Source organism: Microvirga tunisiensis (genome assembly GCF_009296175.1).
Classification (GTDB): Bacteria; Pseudomonadota; Alphaproteobacteria; order Rhizobiales; family Beijerinckiaceae; genus Microvirga; species Microvirga tunisiensis.
Genome location: NZ_VOSK01000948.1, coordinates 1 through 648 on the forward strand (window position 1 = coordinate 1; position 648 = coordinate 648).

A 648-nucleotide genomic window follows, 5' to 3' on the forward strand; every position below is an offset into this window, starting at 1 on the left:
CGTCCCTGCCAACGCGTTCCCCACGTTCCAGACCTTGCCGCGGTGAAAGAAACGCAGCGGATCGGCACGCCCGCGCTACCAAATAGGCCCCGAAACAAACTCTGGTGAATAGGAACGGCTAGGTGCAACGAACCCACGCCCAGTCTTCACACCACCGGACGGCGGCTTGGTGTAGACGAGCCGCCTATGCCAAGGGCACCAGCTGGATCCAGCATGGGTCGAGGCACCACAGAAGATCGCCTCGTCTCCCTCCGAGACAACAAAGCGGCATTGCTCCGCCCGCAGCTTGAAGAGCGTGGTTCTGTGTTGAGGAGAGGGCTCCGGGATCTCACGCATGGGATACTCAGCGACAATGACCTGAGAGCTAAAGGCCAAGATCCAACTGAGTTCCAAGCTGCTGTGCCATTGGAGGCACAGCCAATTCGCCGGATCTGGGCACAATAGATGCAGGTGGGGCCTGTAGCTCCATGGTGAGAGCCGGCTGCTCATAACGGTCTGATTTCCGGTGTAATTCGGTCTGGAACGAGCTATGGCGGAAACTGGGTGATGACGGTGTGAGAAGGGCGGCGTATCGAGGCGGGTGTCGAGCCTGCCAGAACCTCTTCGAGAGAGCGATACGCCATGAACGAGACTACCAACATTGTCCGC

At 59.1% G+C, this 648-nt stretch carries 1 protein-coding gene; it reads right to left on the reverse strand.

Annotated features, from left to right (window positions below; genetic code table 11):
• Positions 1-75 precede the first annotated feature (75 nt).
• Entirely contained in the window at positions 76-489 is a 414-nt protein-coding gene (locus tag FS320_RS51420; RefSeq protein ID WP_152718810.1) for a GcrA family cell cycle regulator, read from the reverse strand.
• Between the last annotated feature and the right edge of the window lie 159 nt (positions 490-648).